A 19,640-nucleotide genomic window follows, 5' to 3' on the forward strand; every position below is an offset into this window, starting at 1 on the left:
GCAGAAGGCAGCAGCTGTGCACTCCCGCCGCGCGGCTCGGGTGGCGGTGGGCATGCGCACTCACGCGACCACCCCTCCCCCGAGGGAGTCCCCCAGGCTTCCTGAACCCGAGTCGGTCTGGCTCTTGATGAACACGAGGACGTCCTCGTGGGCGATCAGGTGCATGGGGGTGCCGGCGGCCCGCGCCTTACGGACCGCCTGCAATTGGAAGAACGACGGCCGGGCGACGAGCCCGCCGTCGCGGACGGCGGCGAGCAGCGCCACGCACCGGTCGACGGGGGTGAGGCCCGCCCGGATGCCGGCGCCGATGACCGCGCTGGGTAGGTCGACGAGTTCGCCGTGCTTGCGCCACGGTCGGGCGGTCACCACGACGACCCCACCAGGCTTGAGGAGGGTGTGGCAGCCGGCGAGGATCTGGGCGAACCCGTCGGCGAGGCCGGTGAGGTCCCGGTAGGCGAGGTTCCCGCGGTCGGTGCCGTCGTTGTAGGCGTTGTCGAACTTGGCCACGCCGTCGGCGCCGGGCCGGACAAGGCCGTGCACGGTCGGCCCGTACGGCGGCGAGGTCACCACCAGCGAGACCTGCCCGGTCAGGGCCGCCGGCACCAACGACAGGATGCTGGTGGCGTCGCCGCGGATCACACCGGCCCGGCCGGTCGCACCCTGGGTGTGGGCGTGCTTGATGTTGGCGTCGGCGATGTCGGACCAGCGCGACTCGTACTCCACCCCGATCGCGTCCCGGCCGGCGTGGATCGCCTCGACCAGCGTGGTGCCGATCCCACACATCGGGTCCAGCACCAAGTCTCCGGGTGTGGTGTAGGCGGCGACGGCGTGCGCGGCGATCGCCGGGAGCATCCGCGCCGGGTGCTGCACCGACTCACGGACGTACCGGCCGCGGCGCTGGACTGGTCCGGTGGCCTGCGCGGTCGCCCACACCGACAGGCCCTCCGGGCCGGGAGCAGCCCGATGCCGTCCGACGGAGTGGGTGCTCGTGGCGGCAGTCGTCGTGTTCTGCTTGTCGGGCTCGTTGGCGGTGGTGTGCGCGCGGTGCTTAGCCACGGCGACCACCGCTCTCACGCCCATCGGCCCGGCGCGGGGCCGGGCGCTGGGTCTGGCTGAACACCATCAGGTCCGCGTGGACCCGCAGGTGCACCACCCGCCACCGGTCGCTCACGGCGGTGGTGAGGGCGAGCAGTTCCTCGTCGGTGACGTGGTAGACGAACGCGTCCCCGTCGGTGTCGGCGGTGACCGCGACAAGGTGCTGCAGGTAGCCCAGCCCGACGCCAGCGGCGGCCTGGACCACGCCGGAGAAGTCCTCCGGGCCGGCGGTGGTGCCGGCCGGGACGGTGACGACGAGGATCAGGCAGCCGCCCGGCTGCAGCAGCTGGGCGCAGGCGGCCAGCAGCCACGCCAACCGGACCCGGTTGGTAGCGGCGTTGAGGTCGAGGGGCCAGCAGGCGACCACGAGACTGGTTGCCTGCTGCAGGGAGCCGCCGGACGGCAGGCCGGCGCCCGTGTCGGCCGGTGGGTGCAGGTCCGGGTCGGTGAGGTCGTCCCCGAACCAGGCGCCCATCTCCGGCAGGTCCTCCTCCTCGTCCGCGTCGCCGGTGATCCCGCTGGCGAGCGGGATGGGAGTGGCCGGGCCGATGATCAGGCTGGACGCGTCGGTGAACCACGCCGGGTGGTGCCGGCGGGCCCCGGCCGCACAGGCGGAGGTGAGGGCGTGGTCGGTGGTGAGGTCGACGACCGCCTCACCGGGGCGGCTGTAGGCGGCGATGAGGCGGTCGGCGAGGCGGGTGCCGATGCTGCGTCCGGCGTCGCCCGGGGTCCGGGCGGTGCGCCAGACGGTGAGCGGTACCGGCGGGTCGCCGGCGACCAGGTCGGTCGGGGTCGGATCGACATCGGCGTCAGGGCCGGTGTCGACGGTGGGATCGGGATGCGGGTTGTGGTGCTGCGGCGTGTGCTCGCTCATGTGGTGTCGGCTCCGCGCCGCGCCGTGCTGCGCTGACACCCTCAAACCGGTGTTTGTCAGCTGTGGCGAACACCTGCCGATCTCACGGTGATCTCACCGATGTCTGACAGCGGGTGCGTGTCCGCGTGGCTCGTCGTAGCCATCCGGGATGCCCTCGCAGACTGTCTTTCGCGATTGACCTGCATGTTCTCCGTTAGGGCTCGGGCCGCTGGGTTCGTCAATCAGCCGGCCCACTACGGATCAACTGCTCGACGCCCTCCTTGGTGGATAAACCCTTGCATTAAAGAGGGGCGACTGGTTCTATAGTCTTTGCGCCAAGCAGGCATCGGCCGCTAGGAGGTCTAAGTTGTTGCGTATCAAGCTGAGTCAGCGCACGTACGTGGGGGACGAGCAGGGCTCGCACCCGTTCCTGCCCCGTCAGCACGCTGGATGGGATCCGACCATGTCGGAGAAGGAAATCTACGACGCCGCCCGCGGTTGGTGGCGGCTCAATCAGCGCGCCGAACAGGAGCGCTACGCCGTCGTCGTAGCCGGCGGGCAGAGCGTGATGGCCATCCGGATCGCAGAGTGGCGGCAGGAGGGTGACCGGCGCGCGTTCGCTGGCGACATCCTTCAGTCCGGCGACCCCGTGCATGACAAGTTCGTGGGCAAGCCGGACCCGGCGGAGTCCACCAGCCGGTTCCCGGTGCTGTATCTGGCCGACCCGGTTGACATGGCCACCTGCCGCTGCGGTTGCGGCTCGACCGTCGCCCGCGGCGAGTGGGTGCAGGGCCACGACCAGCGGGCGATCCATGACCGCATCCGCGCCGACTTCGGCGGGTCGGTTAGCAAGTTCATTGACTGGTATGACGCCAACGGCCCTTTCGCCGCTGACGAGTGACCATTCGGGGCCCGGCCGCAGCGGGCCGGGCCCGTCCTTCGTTCCGGAAGTCGGAGTAACTCCTGTGCCCCCGTCTCAGCGACGGTGCCCTACGACAGTGACGCTGAGCTGGGCCCGAGCAAGTTGAATGAGGCGGGAAGGTCGCGGCCGTCGCATCCAAGTTGCCGTTGTCGGGGCAGCTCGGCGACTGAGACTTTTCGCTTGATGTCAGCGTTCGGTTGTCACCTCGGTGTCCGTAGCACTGCTCAACTCAAACAGGCTCGAGCGCGATGAGGGCGATGGCCTGCCGTTCTGGTGGCGGCGCAGGCGGAATGGTCCGCCCTGGTGGTGTCTAACGTGGCGAGCGTGGAGTAGAACCGTTGGTCATGACCAATCCCGTTCCGATGGCAGTCCCTCCGCCACGCGCACCGGTACTCGACCTTGAGGCCTTCGGGCTTCCCCGAGTCTTCAAACCCCGTTGCGACGTCGCTCCGGTCGGCACCCGCACCTGGCGGGCGGAGCCGTGATGAACAGGAAGGCCGCAAGCAGGAGGATTGAGCAGCTGCTCCGCGATCACCGCGGTACCCCCAAGGAGATCCTGACCGACCCCGACTATCCGCCCCATGACCCCCACAACATCCCTGGGGTCTATTTCATCGTTGAGTATCGCGACAGGCTCGACGGCGGGAACCCCGACCGGGTCAAGATCGGTCAAGGCAACGACCCTCGTCTCAGACTCGCTAACCTCCAGACCGGCAACTCGGCCAGACTGCACTTGGCGCACGTCATCTACGAGCCCGACCGGGATCGGCGCCATGCCGCTGAAACCGACCTGCAGCACCGCTTCCGTCACCTTCGCGTCGGCGTCGGCCGCGAGTGGTTCCTGTGGGCTGACGAGCTGAGCGACTTCGTCAGCACCTCATGTAGAGAGCAATGCTGGAAGTGAAGTTGTGGCAGGCCGGCTGCTGGCAGGCTCAGGTGCCCGCGATCAACTGAGGTCTGTCAGACACCCAGGGTCACGACCACCTCGACCCTGACAGCGGCATGCGCCGATGACAGGGGATGCTGACCGACATTGTCAGACCGCTGTCTGGCTTTTCGGACGGCAGCGGTGTCACCGAGGACACAGGCTCCGGGTCTGTCATTCGGACAGCGGATTGTCAGATCGTCTCGGCCCGCCGGGCGGACGCTGTCAGCCGACGCGGCGGCGCCTGGTGGACGCCGACAGTCGGTGGGGCGTCCAGCCGGTCGTGGTCTGACACCGTTGCGTCGTGAGGCGTTGTCAGGCGCTGTGAGACCGGCCGGGACGCGTCGTCAGGCCCGCGCGGCGGTGCCGCGTCCTCACCAGCCGGCCGCCGCCGCGGATCGTGTCCGCCGTCTCCGGTCGTGTTAGCGCGCAGGTCAACGTGGCTTTGTCAGAACGATGACGCTCGTCGACGTCGATCGTCAACGAGCGGTGGTCGGGGGCGGCTGACGGGCGTCGACCCGGTGTCCACGCCTGCCAGCCTGCGCTGTCAGGGGTCTGTGAGACCGGGGTGGCGCAATGGCGGTCATGCGCGCCGGCTGCACAGCTCCGGCCCGTCATCGACATTCGTCTCTGACATGGGAGTTCGTGACATGACCGTCTCCGCCAAGGACTGGCCCGACTCGCCGCTGGACGCCGTGGACACGGCGTTCGGCGACCTGACCTGCGACCCCAACCCGTTGTCACTGGACCTCGACCCGCTTGTCGGCCAGCTCGGCGATGACAGCGATCTGCCCGGCGGTGTCATTGCCCTGCCGGCGTTGCGGCAGTGGCTGCTGGAGCACCCACGCGCCTACACGGTGCGTGACGTCGTGTGGCGGGAACTGGTCCGCCGCGCCCGTCTCGACGGGCCCGCCTGGGTCATCGCCGCAGTCGCCCTGGCGATGCCGGCGCTGCGCCGCTACGCCGGCCGGCTGCACACCGGTTGGGCCGGTGACGCCCACGACCTGGACGCCGAGATCCTCACCGGTTTCCTGGGCGCCCTGCGTGACCGGGTCGACCTGGCCAAGCCGGCGCCGTACGCGGCGTTGTGCATGGCCGCGTGGCGGGCCGGCCACGAGCTGCGGCAACGGGACGGTGCCGAGGCCGTGCCGGTGGACGACCTAGAACACGTCACCGGCCCTCGCACCCCGAAGCGGCCCTACGGCCATCCGGACCTCCTCGTCCGGCGGGCCGTCGAGTTGGGCATCGTTGACGAGTGCGATGAGCAGCCGTATATCGACGTGCGGCTGGGCCGGCGGGCCATCGAACCCATCGCCGCCGGCCTCGGCCTAGAGGTCGACACACTGCGGCGACGTGTCGAGCGCATCGACGTCCGCATCGCCGACGCGCTGGCCGCCGGGATGCTCACCGAGGCGACCTCACCCCGGGCGCGGGAAGACCTCGCCGCCGCGGCCGAGCGACGGCAGCACATCCGGGCCGCGCGCGGTGGCAGCGCGCGGCATCCCGCGGCGCAGGTGACGTTGACGGCCGCCTGACCGCCGATCATTCCGCAGGTTCTCCGGTGGCGGGCCCGACCAGATGGTCGGGCCCGCCAGCGCGTGCGACGAACGCGCCACTTCTCACCGCTGCTACCGCCCGCCACCCTGGTACGGGGAGACCCGCCGTGGCCGTTGCCAAGCGGGCCTGACGGATCTCTCACGGATCTGACAGCGGCCCCGGCGGGGTGTTGATTCGGCGGCTGTGAGATTCCGAGGCCGACGCCGACGGCGAGGTCCGCCACCAGCGGCGTGCTCGTCGGAAAGGCCGCTGACCAGGGCTGTCAGAGGTTTGTGAGGTCGTGTCGGAGCGCTGTGGGATCGGCAGGTGTTCGCCACGGCTCACAAACGCCGGTTTGAGGGTGCGGAACTCCTCCGGCGCCACCACGGTGTCACGCGGGGGTTGGTTCCGCCCGCCGCCGGGCCGGGAGGCCTGGTCGGCACGGGATCGGGTGCCTCGGGTGCCGCGCCACGTTGATGCGCTGACACCTCATCGATAATCGCCAACCCGAACGGGAGGACGACCTCCTCCCGAGGTTCACCCCGGTCCCGGCCGACGTGTGTCTTCCGAGCCTGGCGGCGGCTCTCCGCCCACCGTTTCGACGAATCGCCCCGGCTGCGAGCCGGGGCGGGAGGTGCAGCCATCATGATCCGCCCGCTGTTGGCACGTTCACGTGCCCTGACCATCGCCCTCTCCCACGCACTGATGACGACCCACGCGCTTCGCCTCGTCGCCCGGGTTGCCGCGCCCGCCGCGGCGGCGGCTGTGGTGACGCTGGCCGTGCCGGCCGTCGCTTACGCCGACGCCGGCGGCCCGGTCGTCCTGGCCGCCAACGACCTGCCCACCGTCATCGCCAACCTGCAGACCTGGGTGATGGGCATCCTGGCCGCCGTCGCCACCCTGTTCCTGGTCCTGGCCGGGGTGTACTGGGCCACCGCCGGCGGGGATCCGGCCCAGGTCGACAAGGCCAAGGGCGCACTGAAGAACGCCCTGATCGGCTACGGCCTGGCAGTGCTCGCGCCCATTCTGCTGGAGGTCGTCCAGGGAATCGTCGGAGGCTGACGATGGCCTGGGCGCTCAACCAGATCCTCGACTGGTTCGCCGGCCTGCTGCTGGACTGTCTGAACGGGCTCATCACCGCGATCACCCACGCGCTGCTGATCACCCCGGACGTGACCAGCCTGCCGCAGGTGCAGGCGCTGACCGGGCGGTCGATCTGGGTCGTCGACACAGTATTCGTCCTGGTGTTCGTCGCCGCCGGTGTCCTGACCATGGTCGCCGGCGGCGACGAACGCGCCCGCTACACCGCCAAGGACCTGTTGCCGCGGTGCGTCGTCGGGTTCGTCACCGCCCACTTCTCCCAACTGATCGCCGGCACGCTCATCGAGTACGCCAACGCGTTCACCGCCGCACTGACCGCGCAGGACTTCAACGGCGACGGGGCGCTGAACGCCGTCAGGACCCATCTGATGGCCGCGCGTGACCAGACCGCCGGTCTGCTGTTCGTCGTCTGCCTGGCGATCATCGTCTTCCTGCTCGCCGCCACCGCCTGCAGTGTGATCGTCCGCTTCGCGGTCGCGCTGGTGCTCACCGCGGTCGCGCCGATCGCCCTAGCCTGCCACGCCCTGCCGCAGACCGACGGCGTGGCCCGCATGTGGTGGCGGTCGTACGTCGCCATGCTGGCCATCCCGGTGGTGCAGGCGTTCGTACTGTTCGCCGGCCAGTGGATGCTGCTGGACACCAGCAGCATGCTGCCGCTGCTGGGCCTGCCGGTCGAACCGGGTGGGGTGCTCAACCTGTTCGTGGTGATGGTCCTGCTGTGGACCACGCTCAAGGTGCCGGGGCTGATGCGCCGCTACGCCACCAGCGGCGGAGGCGGGCGTGGCGGCAACGTGCTCGGCGCGGTCGTACGGGTCGTCGTGGTGCAGCAGCTCACCCGCGGGCTGCGCATCCCGGGCCTTGGGGCGGTGCGACGATGAGCCGCGACCGGCGCGACGAACAGGCCGTCACCGCCCGCATGCCCGCCGACGTGGACGCGCCGGACAAGGTGCTCTACGGGCTGACGTTCCGGCAACTCGCGATCTTGGCAGTGGCCGCCGTCGTCTTCTACGGCGGCTGGAAGGCCCTGCACACCGTCGTGCCCGCACCGGTGCTGCTCGGCGTGGCCGTCGTTCTCGGCGGCCTGGTGTTCGGCCTCGCTGTCGGCCGCCGTGACGGACTGCCCATGGACGTGTGGCTGGCCTCCGCGGTGCGCCACTCCCGGGCACCACGCGCGTTGTCCGCCACCGACACCACCGCCAAGACACCCGACTGGGTGCAGGCCCCGGCGTCGAAGGTGATGCTGCCGGCGCCACTGAAGTTGCCCGCCGACGCCATCGACGAACACGGCGAGATCAGCCTCGGAGCGGTGAGGGCGGCGATGGTCGCGGCGACCAGCGTCAACCTGGCGCTACGCACGGCCGACGAGCAAGCCGCATTGGTCGACACCTTCGGGCGGTGGCTCAACAGCCTGTCGACGCCGACGCAGATCGTGGTGTCGGCGCAGCCGGTCGACCTGCACTCCGCCGCCCGCACCGTCGCCCGGGCGGCGGACGGGATGCCGCACCCGGCTCTCGCGGACGCGGCGGCCGACCACGCCCGTTTCCTCGACGATCTCGCGCAGCGGCGGGATCCGCTGCGCCGGCAGGTCCTCATCGTCACTCGGGCCAGCTCGGGCGAGCGTGGCGAGCACGCCGCCCGGCGTCGCGCCGACCAGACGGTCCGGTCGCTGTCCGGGCTGGGCGTCACCACCCGCGCCTTGGACGGCCACGCGACGACCGCTGCCCTGGCCGCCGCGGCCGACCCCTACCGGCCGCCTCGCCCCGGCGGCCTCGCCGCCCCCGACACCACCATCACCGCGCCTCCGGCGAGGAGGCCACGCACCAGGAGGACATCGTGATCACCGTCAAGCGCCGACGCACCCCGAACGACGACAGCACCAGCCCGCCATCCGCAGGACTCGCGGCGACGGTAGCTCCGGCCTCGGTGGAGGTGACGCCGCGGTTCCTGCGGGTCGGGGACGGCTATGCGGCCACCCTGGTGGTGACCGGTTACCCGGCTGAGGTCGGGCCGGCGTGGCTGGAGCCGCTGCTGTCCTGGCCCGGCCGGCTGGACCTCGCGTTGCACATCGACCCGATCCCCGCGCCGGTGGCGGCGTCGCGGCTGCGCAACCAGCGGGCCCGTTTCGAGTCGTCCCGGCGGGCGGACGAACAGAAGGGAAAGCTGACCGACCCGTACGTGGAGGCCGCCGCCGACGACGCCGCCGACCTCGCCGAACGCCTCGCCCGCGGGGCGGCGAAACTGTTCCGCGTCGGCCTCTACCTCACCGTGCACGCCCGCACCGAAGCCGAGCTCCTCGAGGCGTGTGCGCAGGTGAAGGCCGCCGCCGCGTCCACCCTGATCGAGGTGCAGCCCGCGACGTGGCGGCACCTGCCCGGCTGGACCACCACCCTGCCGCTTGCCACCGACAGCCTGCAGATGCGCAGGACCATGGACACCCAGGCATTGGCCGCCGCGTTCCCTCTCGCGTCGGCGGACCTGCCCGCGCCGCTGCCCGGCGACCCGGCCACCACCGGCGGGGTGTTGTACGGGGTCAACCCGGACTCCCAGGGCATCGTCTGGTGGGACCGGTGGGCGCAGGAGAACCACAACAGCGTGATCCTGGCCCGCTCCGGCGCCGGCAAGTCCTACTTCGTCAAACTCGACGTGCTCCGCAACCTGTATCAGGGGGTCCAGGTCGCCGTCGTCGACCCCGAGGACGAATACCTCCGGTTGGCCGACGCGGTCGGCGGCACCATCGTGCGACTCGGCGCACCCGGCGTGAAGATCAACCCCCTGGATCTGCCGATCGGGGACACCCGCCCGGACGTGCTCACCCGCCGCGGGCTGTTCCTGCACACCCTCCTCGCGGTGCTGCTGGGGCATGTGCCGCCGCCTGCCGAGCGCGCCGCCCTGGACCGGGCGATCCTCGCCGTCTATCGGCAGGCGGGAATCACCGCCGACCCGGCCACCCACCACCGGCCCGCGCCGTTGCTGAAGGATCTGGCCGCGACACTGCGGGCCGACGACAACGCCGCCGCCCACGAGTTGGCCGCCCGGCTGGCACCGTGGGTGGCCGGCTCGTTCTCCGACCTGTTCGACTCACCGACCACGACCCGCCCGGACGGGCATCTGGTCGTCTGGAGCCTGCGGCACCTGCCGGACGAACTGCGCACCGTCGGCACGCTCCTCGCCCTGGATGAAATCTGGCGGCAGGTCGACCTGCCGCGGCAGTACCGCTCCACCTCCTCGCCGCAGGCGCGGCGGCTGGTCGTGGTGGACGAGGCATGGCTGCTGATGCGCGACGGTGAAGGCGCCCGATTCCTGTTCAAGATGAGCAAGGCCGGCCGCAAACGCAACGCGGGCCTATTGGTCGTCACCCAGGACGTCGCCGACGTGCTCGGCACCGACCTCGGCCAGGCCGTCGTGTCGAACGCGGCCACGCAGGTGCTGCTGAAGCAGGCTCCGCAGGCCATCGACCAAGTCGCCGACGCGTTCGGGCTGACCGCCGGGGAACAGCGGATGCTGCTGTCGGCCCGGGTCGGGCACGGTCTGCTGATCTCCGGCACGAACCGGACCGCGTTCGAGTCGATCTCCTCGCAGGCCGAACACCTTCTCGCGACCACGAAGCCGTCCGACCTGGCCGACCTTGACCCCGACGGCGCAGAGGAGGACCTGTGACACCACTGCATGCCCTGTCGCCGACGCCGGCGCCCAGTCCTTCCGGGCCGGGTGCCGGGGTCATTGCCCCGCCGAGCGCGCCCACTCGGTGGGTTCTGCACGCCGCGGAGTGGGCGGTGGACCGGCCGTGGCTGCTCGGCGTCGCCGCCGCCCTGCTCGTCGCCTACGTCGCCGGGCGCAACCTGGTCGACGGGTGGCGGCAGCGCCGCCACGCCGACGGCGCCCGCCTCGTCACGGTCGCCCCACCGCCGGAGGTCGACCCGCACAGCGCCGCCGCGCTGTGGGCGAACCTGCACGGCACCCTCACCCCATCCCGCTGGCGCTGGCTGCGGTACGGCAGCCCGCACGTGGTGTGGCAGTACACCTGGACCGGCCGCCAGCTCCTCATCAGCATCTGGGTACCCGGCACAGTGCCGCACGGGGCAGTCGAGGCCGCCGTCCGGGCCGCCTGGCCCGGCGCCGCCTGCACCACCGACGACCAGGCATCACCGCCGATCCCACTGGACGTGCCGGCCGCCGTCGGCGGGCACCTGCTGCCGACCGCGGCCGAGTGGCTGCCTTTCGAAACCGACCACGACAACGACCCGCTCCGAGCACTCATGTCGGCCGGGTCGCAGCTCAAACCGGACGAGTACGCCTGCGTGCAGGTCCTCGCCCGTCCCGCCACCCCCCGCCGCGCCGCACGGGCCCGCCGCGCCGCCGGCCGGCTACGCGACGGCAAGACGGCCGTACCGGCCATCAACCCCGCCGCGCCGCTGCTGTGGGTCCTCGATGGGTTCCTGTCCGGCCGCACCACAACCACCCGCAGCGGCGGCGGCCAGCCGGCCGGCCGCCGGGACCCCGGCGTGGAGCGCGACGTGCGGGCAATCCTCGACAAGACCGCCCACCCGCTGTGGACCATCGGCATCCGCTACGCCATCGCGAAGAACAACCACCGCGCCGGGTCCCGGCCGGAGGCCCGGCTGCGCGGTGTCGCGGACGCGGTCGCCTCGTCGTTCGCCGTGTACGCCGGCCGCAACCGGCTCGCCCACCGGGCGCGGATGGCGCAACCGGTGGCCGTGCTGGCCACACGGCGGCTCGGGGCGGGGTTCCTGGCCTGCACCCCCGAGCTGGCCGTCCTCGCGGCGCTGCCGCGGGATCTGGCCGTTCCGGGGCTGGATCGGGCGCGGGCGAAGTCCATGCCCGCCCCGGTGGCGGTGCCGACCGGCGGCCGCGGGATGAAGGTCCTCGGTGACGCCGAAGTCGGTGGCCACGCGGTGGCCCTGTCCGTCGCCGATGCGAGGTATCACATGCATGTGGTCGGATCGACGGGCTCCGGGAAGACGACCCTGCTGGTCAACATGGCCGTCGAGGACATCAAAGCCGGCCGGGGCACCGTGGTCATCGACCCGCACGGTGACATGGTCCTCGACATCCTCGACCGGCTTCCCGCGAGCGTCGCGGGCAGGGTGGTGCTGTTCGACCCCGACCAGCCCAACCCGCCGACCCTCAACCCGCTGTCCGGCGACGACCCGGACCTGGTCGTCGACAACCTCGTCAGCATCTTCGGGAACATCTTCGCGAAGGCGTGGGGGCCGCGGATGGACGACGTCATGCGGGTGGCCTGCCTGACCCTGCTGCGGCACGCCAACGTCACCCTCCAGCACATCCCGCCCCTGCTGAACTCGGCGCAGTTCCGGTCGGCGATGACCGTTGGCCTGGACGATCCGGCCGGCCTGTCCGGGTTCTGGCAGTGGTACGACGACCTCAACCCCGCTCTGCGCTCCCAGGTCATCGGCCCCGTCCTCGCGAGGCTGCGGGCGTTCCTGCTACGGGACTTCGTCAAGCGCACCATGCGCTACCCCCGGTCGAGTTTCGACATGGGCAAGGTGCTCGACGGCGGGGCGCTCCTCGTCAGAATTCCGAAAGGCCAGCTGGGTGAGGACACCAGCAAGCTGCTCGGCTCGCTCGTGCTGGCGCAGGTCTGGCAGGCCGCCACCGCCCGCGCCGCCGTGCCGGCCGACAGGCGCCGGGACGCAACCTTGATCATCGACGAGTGTCAGAACTTTCTCACCCTGGCCAACAGCCTGGACTCGATGTTGGCGGAGGCGCGGAAGTATCGGCTGTCGATGGTCCTCGCGCACCAGGACCTGGCCCAGTTCCCGAAGGACCTCCTGGCGGCGGCGTCGGCGAACGCCCGCAACAAGCTGTACTTCTCCGTCGCCCCGGAGGACGCCCGCGTCCTCGCGAGGCACACCTTGCCCGAGCTCGACGAGCACGACCTGACCCACCTGGACGCCTACACCGCCGCCGGACGCCTCGTCGTCGGTGGGCGGCAGACACCGGCGTTCACCCTCAAGACCCGACCGCCGAAGCCGGTCGTGGGCGAGGCGACGGTGATCCGGCAGGCCGCCGCTGAGGCGGTGCCGGCGCAGGACACCAGCGCGATCGACGACCTCGTCGACCGGTTCTCGGCCCGACCCGACGACAACCGCCGGGCCCGGGGCAAGAGCGGTCCGAAGGCGAACGCCTGAACTCCGCAGGGCGGCTGAAGCGAGATCGACAGACCGGTCGACCGCGTTTCGGTCGCCCCTTCCGTGAGGGCTTCACCAGCCCTTCACCACCGATCACCACACCGCGCCGACAGATCCGGCTCTCCGGGTCTGTCAGTGCCGCTCACCGGCGGTCACCAGCCTCCGGTGACCACCTCACCGAACTCAGACACCCTCCCCTCGGAGGGAACTCCTCTTCCGCTTGGAGCATCCACCGTGTCCACCAACAACTCCGTCTCCCGGTCCTCGTCCGGTTCCCGCTCGTTTTCTCGTCTCGCTCGTCTGGACCGGCTCCGTCGACTCACCACCCGCGATCATCAACTTCTGCGGCTGCTCGCCGAGCACTACGTGCTGTCCACCGACCAGATCACGGCGGCGCTGTTCCCGTCCCGTCGCTCTGCCCGGCTCCGCCTCGCCCAGTTGCACCAGCTGGAGGCGGTCAGCCGGTTCGTGGACGTCACCACCGGCAGCGGCCAGCATCTCTACACCCTCGGCCCGCTCGGTGCCGTGGTCCACCCGACCCAGTTCAACGACCCGAACCAGGCCGGTGCCCGAGCGCCGCGGACCAGCATCGAACGGACTGAACGCATCATCGGCAGCCGCCGCTTGGCCCACCTGCTCGGCACCAACCAGCTGTTCATTGACCTGCTCGGCTATGCCCGCACCGACGGGCACGCCCGGCTGGCGCGGTGGTGGTCCGAACAGCACACCACCGCCGCCTACGCCGCCGCCTCGTACGCAGCCGGCAGCGGGGCCGGTGTCCAGCCCGACGGGCACGGCATCTGGCACGCCGGTGGGCGCGCTGTCGGGTTCTTCCTCGAACACGACAACGGCACCGAACCCCTCGGCACCGTGCTGCGCAAGCTGCGCGCGTACGAGCAGCTCGCCCGCTACGGGCCGCGGTACCCGGTGCTGCTGCGTGTCCCCGGCCGCCGACGCGAGCAGCACCTCCTCGACGCCCTCGCCGGAGTGCCCACCGCCATGCCCGTCGCCACCGGCCTGCACAGCGAGCACCCCGCCGGACCTGCCTGGACGCTGACCACCGACCCGGGCCCGCGCCGCTGGCTGCACGAACTGCCCTCCGACCACGGCCCGGACAACCCGGCTACCAACCCGCACCGCTTTCCCGACACCGACCTCAGCGGCCCCGCCGACCCGGAGCCCTGACGCTCACCTTCACCGCACGCGCAGGGGGTCGTCCACCGTCGTGGGCGACTGTGAGACCGACCGGATCTCACAGCCTCACCGTTCCTCACCCGCTTAATCGAGCGGTCGTCTGGCAGTGCAGGTCAACCGCACTTCTGACGATCTTGACGGCGGTCGGCGCTGACAGATCCGGCCGTTACCTTCATCGGCACCACCTTCACCCATATATCGCTCCACCCGGTCCGGTCCCACCTCGGGAACCACCGCCGCACCCCACGGTGCGCTCCGCCCACCCGCCTTCTCGGCCGGTCGGCGCCCGCGCCGCGCGGCGACCCCCAGGTCGCACCGCACCACCCGCACCATCCCGCTCCACCAGCAGCGACTCTGCTGCACCCATCCGCTGTTCGTCCGTGAGTCGACCCATGTACCCGGTGGGCCGGCCGCTTCCGCGCGCCCAACAACGCGCCCTACCGAAGGGGGAACCCCAGATGACCGCAACCAACGGTGCCGCGACTCCGCTGAGCCGCTACGGCACCCGCGTGCCGACGGTGACGCCCCGCCCGGGCCGCAAGCCCGCCCCCGCGGCCACCGCCGCCAGCACTACGGCGCCCACCAGCCCGATGGTCACGCCGACCGCGACGATCAATACCATGATCGTCTGCCTGCCCGACGGACTGCCGTCGCAGGCCCTGACCGCCACCCAGCTCGACCGGCACTTCGGCGTGTCCGGCACCCTGCAGCCCCGTTTCTGGGCCATCCCGGACATGTGGCTGTGGCAGCGGCGTGACCTGGTCGCGCCTCGCAAGGGACGTCCGGTGTACTGCGCCGGCGGACCGGTCAAGCTGCTCGACCTCGCCGCCATGCGCCACGCCGCCGGCGTCGGCGCCGGCATCCGCCACCAACTGTGGCAGCAGGTCGTGCACGGCACCCGGCCGGCCACCCCGTGGCCGACCCTGCTGGCCCGCCACCTGGCGGACCCCGCCCGCTACCCGCGCGAGCGGGCCGAGACGGACTTCCACAACCAGGCCCGCGTCAACGCGATGCGGATGCACAACGCGGCCAGCTACGGCGCCGCCCACCTCGCCGTGGGGGAGCTGGAGATGTTCCAGGCAGGCCCGATGGCCTACCAGCACTACAGCGCCACCACCGCCGTGTGCGGCGACGCCCTGCTCACCCCGGACGGACACAAGCTCGCACCCGCGAGCGACGCCCTCACCCACCGGGTGACCTACCTCGAGCAAGCGATGCGGTACCTCGACACCGTCGAGACCGACCAGCGGCTGCTCGCCGTCGCTCTGTAAGGCACCACCGGATCCGGAACCGGTCGGGCACCGCCACCCATCCCCCTCTTCACTGGGGATCGGCGGCGGCCCGACCGGCTCCCACCCCTTCCCAACCGCACCGCGCCGGCCCAGGCAGCAGACGGCGAGCTCTACCAGCCGGACCCATGAGCCCCGCCGGCCTGCGACGCACACCCCTAACCCGGCCAGCGCGGCGAGACCGCCATGGCAGGTCACCGCCTGTCGGGGTACTCGCCGACACCGCCACCCGAACCTCAGCTCCACCTGGCACTCGCGCTCGATCCGGATTTCCGGGTCCGACGCCGTACGTCTCCGCGGCGGGTGTGAGCACTCTGCCGCCCGCGCACGGCCCGGCGCCCCGGGCTGGGGCGCCCCGCAAGCCCGGCCGGCGAACGGCCGACCTTTCCCTCTTCCCCCATCAGGAGGTTCCTTCGCCATGTCCGACCGACTGTGGTTCCGCGTCGACGAGGTCCTGCCCCTCGCTGAACATGCCGCCGCCACCCGTGCGTATCTGAGGACCCGGCATCAGTACCGGGCCGGTGTCCCGGACCAGGCCGCCCTCATCTGGTCCCACGACGCCGACGGTGACTGGTTGTCCTCCAACGGCGTCCCCCGCTGGTACGACGCCGACGGCACCGACCACCGGGCCCTCGCCGAAACCTGGACCCACACCGCCACCGGCGCCACCGGCAACCCGGCCCCCGCCGACGACGGGCACGGATTCCTGCCCCTGCACACCGACCATGTCGACGGCCGGCGGGACCTGCTCGACCTGCTCCGCCACGCCCGCCACCATGGGGTGCACTGGTTCGGGCTGCACCCGGACCCGGCCCGCGACGACACCAACGACCGCTACCGCATCTCCCGCCACCGCGGCGACATCACCCCGCCGCTGTCCACCTGGACCCCGGCGACCGTCACCTGCGACGTGGTCGGCGGCGGCGCCTACCGCGCCATGGTCGCCACCGGCTACACCACCCTCACCCGCAGCGGGGTGCTGTGCCGCTTCCCCCGGTTCGCGGTGCAGCGCATGGCCGCCCACCTCGACGCCCTCTACCCAGCTGACATGCCCGGGGAGCACCCCCGGCTGCGGTTCGACGGCGACGAGGTCGCCGTCGAGTGGGAGAACGACGACGGCCTGGACAGTCGCTGGGTCGAGGACGACCGCGTCACCCCGGACGCCAACCGCTGCTACGCCATCGGCGCCTACCAGTGGCCATGGACCCTCGTCGCCTCCGAGGCGACCTCCCGCGCCGCCGACCCGAAGGACCGGTCGCAGTGATCGTCGACGAGGTGTTCCACCAGGGCGGGCCCGGCAGCTACGAGCTGACCCGGGTGCACCACACCGACGGGTACGTCCTGCGGGTCCGGGTCTACCGCGACAGCTACGCCAAGCAGCGCACGGCGGTCGCCGAGGTCCTCACCCCCGCTAGTCACCTGGACGATCATCGCCAGCAGCCCCGGTAGCGGCTGGCACCGCACCACCCCGACCACCTCACCTGACGCGACGCCGCTGATCCCGGTCGCCGACGAGGTGCTGCAGCGGGCGCGGCGGATCCTTCCCGTGCCGCCGCCGTTCACCACGCCCGGCCGGTAACCCGCCAAGTCCACGCCCTCCCGCGCCGCACTGCCCGCCCGGTCGCACCTCACGCACCAGCGGACCCACCCCGGCGCCGGATCTTCCGAACCTCATCCGCCCGCCGCACCACGGCGGACTGCTCAGCGCGTCCACGGCCCACCGCCGCTGACGCGCTTTCGCACTGGCACGACCTGGCCGATGCCCGGCCACCCGCGCACTCGCGCACACCCGGGCACGGCCGTGCCCGGGTTCCCACTTCGCAGAAGGGAACGCCCCATGACATCCACCAGCAGGCCCCGCATCGCCGTCGTCGGCGGCAGCCTCACCGGCCCCGTCACCGCGCTGCTGTTGCTGCACGCCGGATTCGACGACGTCACCGTCTTTGAGGCCGCGCCGGCGTCCGCGCCCCTGGGCGGCGGCCTCATCGGTCTGGAACACCCCGCCCTCGACGTGCTCGACCGCCTCGACATCGGCCAGCACGAGTTCGTCGCCCACGACTCCGAGGCCATCGTCCAGCTGACCATCCGCGACCGCCACCCCGCCGAGACGATCAGGCGTACCTACCCGGGCCGCAACACCACCTGGACCCTGCTGCACCACGCACTGACCCGCCGGCTGCCCACCGGTGTCCTGCACTCCGGCATGAAGGTCACCGCCCTGGCCGAGCAGGCCGGCCAGCCGGTGCTGCGGTTCCGCGACGGCCAGACCGCACCCGCCGACCTGGTCGTGTTCGCCGATGGCCGGTCCTCCACCGGCCGCCGCCTCCTCGACCCTGATCGGACCCTGCGGTACGCCGGCTACGTCGCCCACCGCGGCATCGCCGACATCACCCCCCAGCCCGGGCTGCGGGACTTCCTGCGGCTGCAGCCCTGCCCCGGTGCGCAGTTCAACCTCGCCCCGGTACCCGGCGGCTGCGACTGGACCTTCTACCTCAACTGCACCAGCAGCGAGTACGCGCAGCGGTTCGGCGCCGACCCCACCCGCCGGGTCTTCGCCCTACCCCGACACGTCAGCCCCGCCGCCCGCACCCACGTCGACACCCACGCCGACCAGCTCCTCCCGGCAGACCACGCCGCCGTCGTCCACGCCACCACCACCCGCATGGCGGTGCCAGTCCTCGACATCACCGCACCGGAGCGCATGGTCTGGCCTGTCGGCGGCGGCCACGCCGTCCTGCTCGGCGACGCCCTCGCCCCCGTGCGCCCCCACACCGCCCGCGGCGCCAACAACGGCATCGAACAAGCCGCAGGCCTCGCCGCCGCTCTCACCCAGCACCGCAAGTACGCCGCCGACCTCACCGCCGCCCTGCACGGCTGGCAACGCCGGCACCTGCCCGCCGCCGTCGCCGCCGTGCGCCGCGGGCCCGTCATCGGCCACCAGCTCGGCCTCGGCACCGACCAAACCGTCCAGTAAACCCCCTCTCGAAGAAAGGAGGTGGCCCCCTGTGGCCACCAAGACCACCGCGATCGTCGTCGACGACCTCGACGGCTCCACCGACGACGTCGGCACCTACCAGTTCGCCTTCAACGGCGTCACCTACGAGATCGACCTGTCCGCCGGCAACTTCGACCGGATGGCCGCGGCCTTCGGCCCGTTCATCACCGCCGGACGGCGCCTGCCGAAACAGGCCAGGACGCAACGGCGGCAGCGCGGCACCGCGACCGGCCGCACCCAGAGCCAGGAGATCCGCACCTGGTGGTGGACCGCGAACTGGAAGGAGCTGAACCTGCCCCGACCACGAACCGGCGGCGTCATCCCCGCCACGGTGCGCGACGCCTACCACGCCGCGCACTGACCCCCGGTCTCCAACGTGCCGCCCGGCGAGCGACCACCGGGCGGCACCCGAGCGCGTCGCCGCAGTCCCGCACTCCGGGCAGACGACTTGATCAATACCCGATCCGAAGCGTGCATCAGTGCGCGCACCTCACTCACCAACCCCTGCCGACGGCAGGAGAAAGGGGCCACGGGCCTATGACCAGCACCCCAGCCAACACGACCACCGATACGGCCGCAACGGCGCAGCCGGCGCCCAGCGTCGCGAAGGTCCTCGCCGCGCTGCACCGGCTCGGCGAGGCCACCGCCGCCGCCATCGCCACCGAAGCCGGCCTCGGCTACTCGACCACCACCCCGAAACTGCGCGCCCTGGAAACCGCGGGACTGGCCGAGCCCACCCGAAGCGACACCGGACGCAGCCTGTGGCGGCTGACCGACACTGGCCGGGCGCATACCGAACAGGGCGATCACGGCCAGCCCGCACCGGAGCCCGCCACCCGCGACACCGACACACCCGGCACCGCCGCCGAACACGGGCCGCGCGGCGACGACACGCAGGACAGCGAAGAGGCCGCCGGACAGGACCACGACCAGCAGCCAGCCGCCGAGGTTCCCACCGACGGGCAGCCGGACGCCATCCAGGAGTCGCCATCGCCGGCTCCTGGTGGTGTCGAGGCGGCACCCGACGAGGCCGCTGAAGCCGAGGACACCGAAACCGAGCACGGCGACGACAGCGACCGCTCGACTGCCGAACCCGAGGTGCCGGTCACGACAGGCGACACCGACCCGGTCACCGGAGCGACGCCCGCCGCAGACGAGGCGGACGCCCGACCAGCCACACCGGACAGTGCCCCTGCCGGCACGGCCACCGACAGCACTACGGGCGAACCCGCTGTGGAAGCACCCGCCCCGCCGGCCACGGAGGTGGTGGGCGAGGCGGCACAGGCCCCTGCGCGGCGGGCGTCGGGCACCCTGCGCGGCGCGATCCTCGACATCCTCAAGGCCAACCCCGGCCAGCAGTACAAGGTCAGCGAACTGTGCAAGCTGGTCGACCGGGCCAACGAGGGAACCGGCGCGAAGAAGGCCAGCGCGGGCGCGGTCCACAACGCTGCGGTGAAGCTCGTCGGGACCGGGCGGGCAGTGCTGGCCGCCGAGAAACCCGCCACGTTCGCTCTCGCCGACCCCACCGCCTGAACGACCCCGTCAGCCGGTAGCCCGGAG

17 protein-coding genes are annotated in these 19,640 nt (G+C 71.7%); 15 read left to right on the plus strand and 2 right to left on the minus strand.

Features of this window, described 5'->3' with window-relative positions; all coding sequences use genetic code 11:
- Positions 1-60: 60 nt before the first annotated feature.
- Together O7605_RS16695 and O7605_RS16700 are read right to left on the minus strand one after the other, a co-directional pair.
- Positions 61-1,065 carry a TRM11 family SAM-dependent methyltransferase gene (locus tag O7605_RS16695; protein WP_269740033.1) on the minus strand — a complete coding sequence of 335 codons (1,005 nt, stop codon included), beginning with the start codon at positions 1,063-1,065 and terminating at the stop codon, positions 61-63.
- Entirely contained in the window at positions 1,049-1,969 is a 921-nt protein-coding gene (locus O7605_RS16700; RefSeq protein ID WP_269740034.1) for a hypothetical protein, read from the minus strand. The genes O7605_RS16695 and O7605_RS16700 overlap by 17 nt, the downstream gene beginning before the upstream one ends.
- A 349-nt stretch (positions 1,970-2,318) precedes the next feature.
- Here O7605_RS16700 and O7605_RS16705 point away from each other — a divergent pair, with 349 nt between their 5' ends.
- The 15 genes from O7605_RS16705 to O7605_RS16775 all read left to right on the plus strand — a co-directional run bounded on the left by O7605_RS16705 (position 2,319) and on the right by O7605_RS16775 (position 19,613).
- Positions 2,319-2,849, plus strand: coding sequence for a hypothetical protein (locus O7605_RS16705; RefSeq protein WP_269740035.1), 531 nt, complete (start codon positions 2,319-2,321; stop codon positions 2,847-2,849).
- A gap of 505 nt (positions 2,850-3,354) precedes the next feature.
- A complete protein-coding gene (locus tag O7605_RS16710; protein ID WP_269740036.1) occupies positions 3,355-3,774 on the plus strand; it encodes a GIY-YIG nuclease family protein in 420 nt (139 codons plus the stop codon).
- A gap of 671 nt (positions 3,775-4,445) precedes the next feature.
- On the plus strand, positions 4,446-5,330 hold the full coding sequence (locus tag O7605_RS16715) for a hypothetical protein (RefSeq protein WP_269740037.1): 885 nt from the start codon (positions 4,446-4,448) through the stop codon (positions 5,328-5,330).
- Positions 5,331-6,036: 706 nt separating this feature from the next.
- On the plus strand, positions 6,037-6,393 hold the full coding sequence (locus O7605_RS16720; RefSeq protein WP_443083988.1) for a pilin: 357 nt from the start codon (positions 6,037-6,039) through the stop codon (positions 6,391-6,393).
- A gap of 2 nt (positions 6,394-6,395) precedes the next feature.
- A complete protein-coding gene (locus O7605_RS16725) occupies positions 6,396-7,310 on the plus strand; it encodes a conjugal transfer protein TrbL family protein (RefSeq protein WP_269740039.1) in 915 nt (304 codons plus the stop codon).
- The gene (locus O7605_RS16730; protein ID WP_269740040.1) at positions 7,307-8,269 is read left to right on the plus strand and encodes a PrgI family protein; all 963 of its coding nucleotides are present in this window, start codon (positions 7,307-7,309) and stop codon (positions 8,267-8,269) included. The genes O7605_RS16725 and O7605_RS16730 overlap by 4 nt, the downstream gene beginning before the upstream one ends.
- A complete protein-coding gene (locus O7605_RS16735; RefSeq protein WP_269742657.1) occupies positions 8,269-10,089 on the plus strand; it encodes a VirB4 family type IV secretion system protein in 1,821 nt (606 codons plus the stop codon). Before O7605_RS16730 ends, O7605_RS16735 begins: the two co-directional genes overlap by 1 nt.
- Entirely contained in the window at positions 10,086-12,602 is a 2,517-nt protein-coding gene (locus O7605_RS16740; RefSeq protein WP_269740041.1) for a helicase HerA domain-containing protein, read from the plus strand. Before O7605_RS16735 ends, O7605_RS16740 begins: the two co-directional genes overlap by 4 nt.
- Before the next feature lie 300 nt (positions 12,603-12,902).
- Positions 12,903-13,787: a replication-relaxation family protein gene (locus tag O7605_RS16745; RefSeq protein ID WP_269742658.1), complete on the plus strand. Its 885-nt coding sequence runs from the start codon at positions 12,903-12,905 to the stop codon at positions 13,785-13,787.
- A 467-nt stretch (positions 13,788-14,254) separates the two neighbouring features.
- On the plus strand, positions 14,255-15,067 hold the full coding sequence (locus O7605_RS16750) for a hypothetical protein (protein ID WP_269740042.1): 813 nt from the start codon (positions 14,255-14,257) through the stop codon (positions 15,065-15,067).
- A gap of 436 nt (positions 15,068-15,503) precedes the next feature.
- Positions 15,504-16,349 (plus strand): hypothetical protein, encoded by an 846-nt coding sequence (locus tag O7605_RS16755; RefSeq protein ID WP_269740043.1) that lies wholly within the window; start codon positions 15,504-15,506, stop codon positions 16,347-16,349.
- A complete protein-coding gene (locus O7605_RS16760; RefSeq protein ID WP_269740044.1) occupies positions 16,346-16,534 on the plus strand; it encodes a hypothetical protein in 189 nt (62 codons plus the stop codon). The genes O7605_RS16755 and O7605_RS16760 overlap by 4 nt, the downstream gene beginning before the upstream one ends.
- A 388-nt stretch (positions 16,535-16,922) precedes the next feature.
- Complete coding sequence (locus O7605_RS16765) at positions 16,923-18,059, plus strand: FAD-dependent monooxygenase (RefSeq protein ID WP_269740045.1); 1,137 nt, start codon at positions 16,923-16,925, stop codon at positions 18,057-18,059.
- Between the two features lie 31 nt (positions 18,060-18,090).
- Positions 18,091-18,441, plus strand: coding sequence for a histone-like nucleoid-structuring protein Lsr2 (locus tag O7605_RS16770; RefSeq protein ID WP_269740046.1), 351 nt, complete (start codon positions 18,091-18,093; stop codon positions 18,439-18,441).
- 176 nt (positions 18,442-18,617) lie between these two features.
- Positions 18,618-19,613 carry a MarR family winged helix-turn-helix transcriptional regulator gene (locus O7605_RS16775; RefSeq protein ID WP_269740047.1) on the plus strand — a complete coding sequence of 332 codons (996 nt, stop codon included), beginning with the start codon at positions 18,618-18,620 and terminating at the stop codon, positions 19,611-19,613.
- Positions 19,614-19,640: the final 27 nt, after the last annotated feature.

It is taken from the genome of Verrucosispora sp. WMMA2121, assembly GCF_027460185.1.
Classification (GTDB): Bacteria; Actinomycetota; Actinomycetes; order Mycobacteriales; family Micromonosporaceae; genus Micromonospora; species Micromonospora palythoicola.

Bases quoted from the DNA above. Each gene is read 5' to 3' on its own strand.
- O7605_RS16775 (WP_269740047.1), top strand. From the start codon at position 18,618: ATGACCAGCACCCCAGCCAACACGACCACCGATACGGCCGCAACGGCG.
- O7605_RS16725 (WP_269740039.1), top strand. From the start codon at position 6,396: ATGGCCTGGGCGCTCAACCAGATCCTCGACTGGTTCGCCGGCCTGCTG.
- O7605_RS16720 (WP_443083988.1), top strand. From the start codon at position 6,037: ATGACGACCCACGCGCTTCGCCTCGTCGCCCGGGTTGCCGCGCCCGCC.
- O7605_RS16755 (WP_269740043.1), top strand. From the start codon at position 15,504: ATGTCCGACCGACTGTGGTTCCGCGTCGACGAGGTCCTGCCCCTCGCT.
- O7605_RS16730 (WP_269740040.1), top strand. From the start codon at position 7,307: ATGAGCCGCGACCGGCGCGACGAACAGGCCGTCACCGCCCGCATGCCC.
- O7605_RS16765 (WP_269740045.1), top strand. From the start codon at position 16,923: ATGACATCCACCAGCAGGCCCCGCATCGCCGTCGTCGGCGGCAGCCTC.
- O7605_RS16750 (WP_269740042.1), top strand. From the start codon at position 14,255: ATGACCGCAACCAACGGTGCCGCGACTCCGCTGAGCCGCTACGGCACC.
- O7605_RS16710 (WP_269740036.1), top strand. From the start codon at position 3,355: ATGAACAGGAAGGCCGCAAGCAGGAGGATTGAGCAGCTGCTCCGCGAT.
- O7605_RS16700 (WP_269740034.1), bottom strand. From the start codon at position 1,969: ATGAGCGAGCACACGCCGCAGCACCACAACCCGCATCCCGATCCCACC.
- O7605_RS16715 (WP_269740037.1), top strand. From the start codon at position 4,446: ATGACCGTCTCCGCCAAGGACTGGCCCGACTCGCCGCTGGACGCCGTG.